Origin of the sequence: Methylobacterium gnaphalii (assembly GCF_007992215.1) — a bacterium.
Classification (GTDB): domain Bacteria; phylum Pseudomonadota; class Alphaproteobacteria; order Rhizobiales; family Beijerinckiaceae; genus Methylobacterium; species Methylobacterium gnaphalii.
In genome coordinates this window covers 402,417-409,596 of record NZ_BJZV01000001.1, presented here as the reverse complement: position 1 = coordinate 409,596, position 7,180 = coordinate 402,417, and the positions used below count along the sequence as shown (strand labels likewise).

The following is a 7,180-nucleotide window of genomic DNA, read 5'->3' as shown; positions in this document are numbered from 1 at the left end:
GCCGCGCCGGTCCGCGCAGGCGTCGAGCGACACCGATGCAGGTGCCGTGATAGGAGATGGCATGTCCGCGCGCGATCAGCTCCCGAGAAGCCATATCAGCGAGGCGGCCTTACCGAGTGACGGCGGCTGCTGATGGCCACCGACCCCACCCGTGAAGCGCAACGGCTCGCGGCTCTCCGCAGCTACGACATTCTCGACACCCCGCCCGAGGCCGAGTTCGATGACATGGCTCAGATGGCCGCGCAGGCCTGCGGCACGGCGATGGCGCACATTAACTTCATTGATGCCGACCGGCAGTGGATCAAGGCGGCAGTCGGGCACGATGAACGCGAAATGCCGCTCCGCTACGGCTTCTGCATCGATACCATGGAGAAGCGCGATCTTCTGATCCTGCCGGACATAGCGAAGGAGCCGGGCCTAGGCGACAATCCGCTGGTCGCCGGGCCGCCCCATCTGCGCTTCTATGCCGGTGTTCCTCTGACCTCTCCGGACGGATGGATCATCGGGACGCTCTGCGTGATCGACCAGGTGCCGCACGAACTCGACGCGCAGCAGATCTTCATCCTGCGCGCGCTGGCCCGCACGATCATGGCTCAGCTCGAAATGCGCCGCTCCGACAAGGCCCTGCGCCGCAGCGAGGCCCGGCTGCGCCTCGCCCTGTCCGCAGCCGACCAGGGCGATTGGGAACTCGATCTGCAAACCATGGAGCTGCAGGCCTCGGAGACCTGCCAAGGCCATTTCGGGCAGCCTCCCGATCAATCGTTCGGCTACGCGGACCTACTGGCGAGTGCGCATCCCGACGATTGCGAGCGCATGCGGAGCGAAGTGGCGCGCGCCATCGCCGAGCTGGCCGACTACGATATCGAGTACCGCTGCATCCGACCTGACGGCAGCGAGCGCTGGATACACCTCCACGGACGGCCGAGCTTCGCCGAGGACGGCCGGCCGCTCAATTTGGTCGGCATCTCCTCCGACGTCACGGCTCGGCGTCGGACCGAGACAGCTTTGCGCGCCAGCGAGACACGGCTCTCGGCAAGCGAGGCACGCCACGCCTTCCTGCTCGACCTCGCTGACCGGATCCGCGCTCTCACCGATCCGCGCGCCATCATGCAGGTCGCCGTCGCGGCCATCGGCCGCCATCTCAATGTCAGTCGAACGGGCTATGGCCGCGTTCAGCCGGACGGCCGCACAATCGTGAGCGAGGTCGGCTACGCCCATGGCGTCGAGCCAGCGGACGATCCGCCGGACATCGAGGCTTTCGGCAGCCTCGCGATCGGCAGGCTCCGCAGTGGCGAGACTGTGACCGCGTCCGATATTCTGGCGGACTACGCCTCCGTCGCCTCAAGTGACCCCTTGATCTGGCAGGCGCTCGCCGTGCGTGCCTTCATCGCCGTGCCGCTGGTGCGCGACGGGGATCTGATTGCAGTCCTCTACGCCGCCGACAACGAAGTCCGCACCTGGAGCGGCGACGACGTTACGCTGGTGGAGGACGTTGCGGCGCGCACCTGGGATGCAGTCGAGCGCGCCGGCGCCGAGGCAGCCATGCGCGACAGCGCGATCCGGCATCGCCAGATTCTCGACAGCGCCATCGACTACGCCATCATGGCCATGAATGGTGACGGCGTCATCACGGAATGGAACGAGGGCGCCCGCCGCATCCTCGGCTGGGACGAGGCCGAGATGATCGGCGAGACCACCGAGCGCTTCTTCACGCCCGAGGATCGCGCCAAGGGGTTGGTCGAGGCTGAGATGCGGTCGGCCGCCGGGAGCGGCGTCGGGACCGATGAGCGCTGGCATCTGCGCAAGGGCGGCCAGCGCTTCTGGGCGAGCGGCGAGATGACGCCGATCCGCGACGAAACCGGCCGGACCATCGGCTTCGTGAAGGTTCTGCGCGACCGCACGGCCGACGAACTCGCCCGGGAAGCGCTCGACGAGGTCAGGCAGCGCCAGGAAATCGCCCTCGATACTAGCCGCGTCGGCTTCTTCGACTGGAACGTCGAGCGTGGCGTGATTGAGGGCGATCGGCGCTTCGCGGCCTTCTTCGGGCTGGATTCCTCGCTGGTCACGACCGGGCTGCCCCTCGAGAATTTTCTCGATCGGATTCATCCCGAGGATCGGGCCTCCGTCACGCAGGATATCGACGCCGCGTTCTCCACGCTCCGCGATTACGCCAAGGAGTACCGGGTCGGCGGAGACGGCAACTATCGCTGGCTCATGGAGCGTGGGCGCTGCTACGCCAGCGCCCACGGCAGGCCGCTCCGCTACGCCGGCACCGTCATCGACGTGACCGAGCAGAAAACGACGCAGCTGCGTCTGCACGAGAGCGAGGAGCGGTATCGGTCTCTCTTCGAATCGATCGATGCTGGCTTCTGCATCATCGAGATGATCTTCGATGATGACGGAACGCCGTCCGACTACCGTTTCCTCGAGGTCAACCCGGCCTTCGAGCGGCATACGGGGCTGACGGATGCCGTCGGGAGGCGGGTTCGCGAGTTCGCACCCGCCCACGAGCAGCACTGGTTCGACACCTATGGGCGCGTGGCGCTCACCGGCGAGTCTCACCGTTTCGAGAACGTCGCCGAAGCCCTCGATGGCCGCTGGTACGACGTCTACGCGTTCCGCAGCGGCGACCCGGATTCGCGCCGGGTCGCCGTCCTGTTCAATGACGTGTCACAGCGGCGGCGGCTGGAGCTGCAACTGCGACGGCTCAACGAGACGCTGGAGACTCAGGTCGCCGAACGCACGGCCGAGCGTGACCGCGTCTGGCGCAACGCGCGCGACCTGCTTGCGGTGCTCGACCGGTCCGGCATCTTCCGGGCCGTCAACCCGGCCTGGGAGGCGACGCTGGGCTTCCGGTCGGACGAGATCCTGGGCAAGAGCTTCCTCGATTTTCTGGCGCCCGAGGATGTCGAGCGCAGCCGCGATGCGCATGCTGCGGCCACAAACGAGAGCCTGTCGAATTTCGAGAACCGCTACCGACACGTCGACGGCAGCTTCCGGACCATCGCTTGGCAGACCTCGGTCGAAGGCGATCTCGTCTACGCCTACGGCCGCGACGTCACCACCGAGCGCGAACGCCAGGAGCAGCTGGCTCATGCTCAGGAGGCCTTGCGCCAGTCGCAGAAGATGGAGGCCGTCGGCCAGCTCACGGGCGGGGTTGCGCACGACTTCAACAATCTCCTGACGATTATCCGCTCCTCTGTCGACTTCCTGCGCCGGCCCGACCTCCCGGACGACCGTCGCAAGCGCTACATGGATGCCGTTTCAGATACGGTGGACAGGGCCGCGAAGCTCACCGGCCAGCTCCTCGCCTTCGCGAGGCGCCAAGCCCTGAAGCCCGAAGTGTTCGATGTCGGCGCCCGGCTCGGAAGCGTCGCCGACATGCTCGACACGGTCACGGGGGCACGCATCAAGGTGGTGACGCAGCTGTCGAGCGGCCCCTGCTTCGTGCGGGCCGATCTCAGCCAGTTCGAGACGGCTCTGGTGAACATGGCGGTGAATGCGCGCGACGCCATGGATGGCGAAGGCACGCTGACGCTCCGGCTCGACTGCTCGGTGGCAATGCCGGCCCTGCGCGGCCATGTCGGTGCACGGGGCCCCTTCGCCGCGGTGTCGCTTCACGACACCGGCTCGGGCATATCCGCTCAGACGCTCGGCCGCATCTTCGAGCCATTCTTCACCACGAAGGAGGTCGGGCGCGGCACCGGGCTTGGCCTCAGTCAGGTTTTCGGCTTCGCCAAGCAGTCCGGCGGTGATGTCGCCGTAGCGAGCGAGCCCGGTCAGGGGACCACCTTCACGCTCTACCTGCCCGAGATCGAAGCCCCGGAAGAGAACGAGCCAGTTCGCGGCGACGTGGCCGACCCCGCCGCCGACGGTACGGGGCAGCGGGTGCTGGTGGTCGAGGACAATATCGAGGTCGGCCAGTTTGCCACCCAGATTCTGCAGGACCTCGGCTACGACACGGTCTGGGCAGCCAATGCCGAGGAGGCGCTCGATATGCTGGGAACCGACGGCGCTGGCGTCGACGTCGTGTTCTCGGACGTCGTGATGCCCGGCATGGGCGGCCTCGCTCTGGCGGAGGAGCTGCGCCGGCGTCTGCCCAACCTTCCGGTGGTGCTCGCCTCCGGCTACAGCCACGTACTTGCCCAGGAGGGCGCACACGGCTTCGAATTGCTGCACAAGCCCTACTCGGCCGAGCAGCTCTCGCGCATCCTGCGGCGCGTCAGCGCGCGGGGCCGAAGGGTCAACGTGGGGTAGCCGTCCATGGCCAGTGAGAAAGGGCTGATCGCACGCCTCGTCGATGCGCCGCCCCTGTCCAATCCCGACCAGGCCAGGCAGCTCGTCTCCGACATCGCAGACACGCTGCCGGCACGGCTGCGCAATGGGCTGGCCCACGACCTGCTCCTCACCGTCGCCGATCACTCACCCTTCCTGTGGGGGCTCGCCAGCCGCGATCCGGAGCGCCTCGGCCGGCTGTTCGCGGAGGAGCCGGAAGCCGCGAACGCCCGGATCGTGAGCGACCAGCGCGCGGCCGGGCGGTCGTCGGCCGATCTCGACGAGATCGGTGCCCGCCTGCGCAACAACAGGGCAGAGCACGCCCTTCTCGTCGCCCTCGCCGATCTCGGCGGCGTCTGGCCCGTAAAGACCGTGACGGAAGCGCTCGCCGATTTCGCGGACGCCTCGGTCTCTGCCGCCGCCGACGCGATGCTGCTGCAGGCCGCTGCCGCAGGTCGCTTCCTCCCGAAAGACCAGGCGAGACCGCAGGACGCCTCCGGCCTCGTCATGCTGGGATTAGGCAAGCTCGGCGGACGCGAGCTGAACTATTCCAGCGACATCGACCTGATCGTCCTCTTCGACGGCGAGGCTGCGCCGCTGAAAGAGGGCCTGGAGCCGACGCAGTTTTTCTCACGACTGGCGCAGGGAATGGCGAAGCTCCTGCAGGAGCGCACCGCTGAGGGCTACGTCCACCGCGTCGACTACCGGCTGCGTCCCGATCCGGGTTCGACCCCGACGGCCCTGAGCCTCGCCTCGGCCTATCACTACTACGAGACCACTGGCCAGAACTGGGAGCGCGCCGCCTTCATCAAGGCGCGGCCGATCGCGGGCGACATCGCCGTGGGCGAGCATTTTCTGAACGATCTCAAGCCCTTCGTCTGGCGCAAGTATTTCGACTTTGCAGCCATCGCCGACGTCCACGCCATGAAGCGGCAGATCCATGCCGTACGCGGCCACGAAGCGCTGGCGGTCGCCGGCCACGACATTAAGCTCGGGCGCGGTGGCATCCGTGAGATCGAGTTCTTCGTACAGACCCAGCAGCTCGTCTTCGGAGGCCGCCGGCCTGACCTGCGCGGGCGCAGCACCATCCCGATGCTGTCCGCCCTGCACGAGGACGGCTGGATCTCGGCTGAGGCCCGCGACGAACTCGGCGCAGCCTATGGCTTCCTGCGCACCATCGAGCACCGCCTGCAGATGATGCGCGACGAGCAGACCCAGCGCTTGCCGACCGACGGCACCGAGATCGAGCGCTTCTCCCGGTTTGCCGGTTACGAGACTCGGAAGGACTTCGAGCAGGCGCTCCTCGGCCATGCCCGCCGAGTCCAGGCGCATTACGCCCTGCTGTTTGAGGCCGCGCCGGACCTCTCCTCCGAGATCGGCGACCTCGTCTTCTCGGGCTCGGAGGATGACCCCGCGACGCTGGAGACCTTGAGAAAACTCGGGTTCCGCGAGCCCGAACGGGTGGCCGAGACTGTGCGCGGCTGGCATTTCGGACGTCGCTCTGCCGTGCGCAGCGCCCGTGCCCGCGAAGTGCTGACGGAGTTGGTGCCGGTGCTGATCCAGGCGCTTGCCGGGACGCACGACCCGGACAACGCTCTGGACAATCTCGACCGCGCCTTCGGCCGTATGCCTGCAGCCGTCGAGCTTCTCACGATCCTGCGGGAGCGCGAACGGCTACGCACGCTCTTCGCCGACCTGCTCGGCAGCGCGCCGCGTCTCGCGGACGTCGTCGCTTTCAGCCCGCATGTGCTCGATGCGGTGATCGATCCGGGTTTCGTCGAGCCGACGACGGATGCGGCGGAAATCGCCGCTCATTACCGCAGCCTTCTCGGTAAGCCCGACAGTCACGAGATCTTTCTCGACCGCTCACGCGACGCTGCCCGCCAGCTCCGCTTTGTCACTGGCGCGCGCTTGCTCTCCGGCATTCTGACGCCAGAGGGCGCGGGCCGCGCTTTCTCCGCGATCGCCGACGCCGTCGTCGCGAGTTCGCTCGAAGAGGTGGCGCGGCATTTCGAGGCCGAGCACGGCACTGTTCCGGGTGGCCGGATGGCAGTGCTCGGCTTCGGTCGGCTCGGCTCGCATCAGCTCACGGCGGAATCCGATCTCGATCTCGTCGTTCTCTACGATTTTGATGAGGAGAATCGCGTCAGCACCGGCCGACGTGCGCTCGATGCGGCGATGTATTTCAATCGGCTGACGCAGCGCCTCGTCGCAGCGCTTACGGTTCCGACCCGGCGCGGCGGCCTCTACGAAGTCGATCTGCGCCTGCGCCCCGGCGGCGGCCAGGGTTCGGTGGCGACGCAGTTTCGCAGCTTCCGCGCCTATCAAGGCGAGGAGGCCGAGCTGTGGGAGCACATGGCTCTCACCCGCGCCCGGGTCGTCGCCGGAGATGCGGGTCTCGCCGAGGAGGCGTCCGCGGTGATCCGCGAGGCGCTGATGATGAAGCGTGACCCGAAGACCGTGGACCGCGCGGTGCGGGACATGCGCGCGCTCGTCGCCAAGGAAAAGGGCGACGATGGGCCCTTCGACCTCAAACTCGCTGCCGGTGGGTTGCTCGATCTCGACTTCCTGGCGCAGGCTCTGGTGCTCGGGCATGCGAGCGAGATCCCGGATCTGATCGGGCTCGACGCGCCGTCCGTCTTCCGGCTTGCGTCGGAACACGACGTCCTGACGGGAGCCGATGCAGAGTTCCTCGTGGGCGCCTACCGCCTCCTCGACGATGTTCACCACTGGCAGCGCCTGATGGTCGAGGGCGATCCGACTGGAGCGACACCCGTGGCGCTGGCCCGCCTCGCACGGGCCGTGAACCTGCCGGATGCGCGCGCGCTGGAGACGGAGTTGGACACCCGACGGACGTCGGTACGCAGGCTGTTCGACTCCCTGCTCAAAGCCGGGCATTGAGGGC

The 7,180-nt window shown here is 67.4% G+C and carries 2 protein-coding genes and 1 pseudogene; all 3 read left to right on the top strand.

Translation table 11 applies throughout. From position 1 onward, the window contains the following. Positions 1 to 132: 132 nt before the first annotated feature. Positions 133 to 1,917 (top strand): annotated as a pseudogene (locus tag MGN01_RS24540) (PAS domain S-box protein); the annotation flags it as partial. Between the two features lie 90 nt (positions 1,918 to 2,007). Further along, positions 2,008 to 4,257, top strand: a complete 2,250-nt coding sequence (locus MGN01_RS24050; RefSeq protein WP_238258156.1) for a hybrid sensor histidine kinase/response regulator — start codon at positions 2,008 to 2,010, stop codon at positions 4,255 to 4,257. A gap of 6 nt (positions 4,258 to 4,263) precedes the next feature. Further along, positions 4,264 to 7,176, top strand: coding sequence for a bifunctional [glutamine synthetase] adenylyltransferase/[glutamine synthetase]-adenylyl-L-tyrosine phosphorylase (locus tag MGN01_RS01860; RefSeq protein ID WP_147044854.1), 2,913 nt, complete (start codon positions 4,264 to 4,266; stop codon positions 7,174 to 7,176). Positions 7,177 to 7,180: the final 4 nt, after the last annotated feature.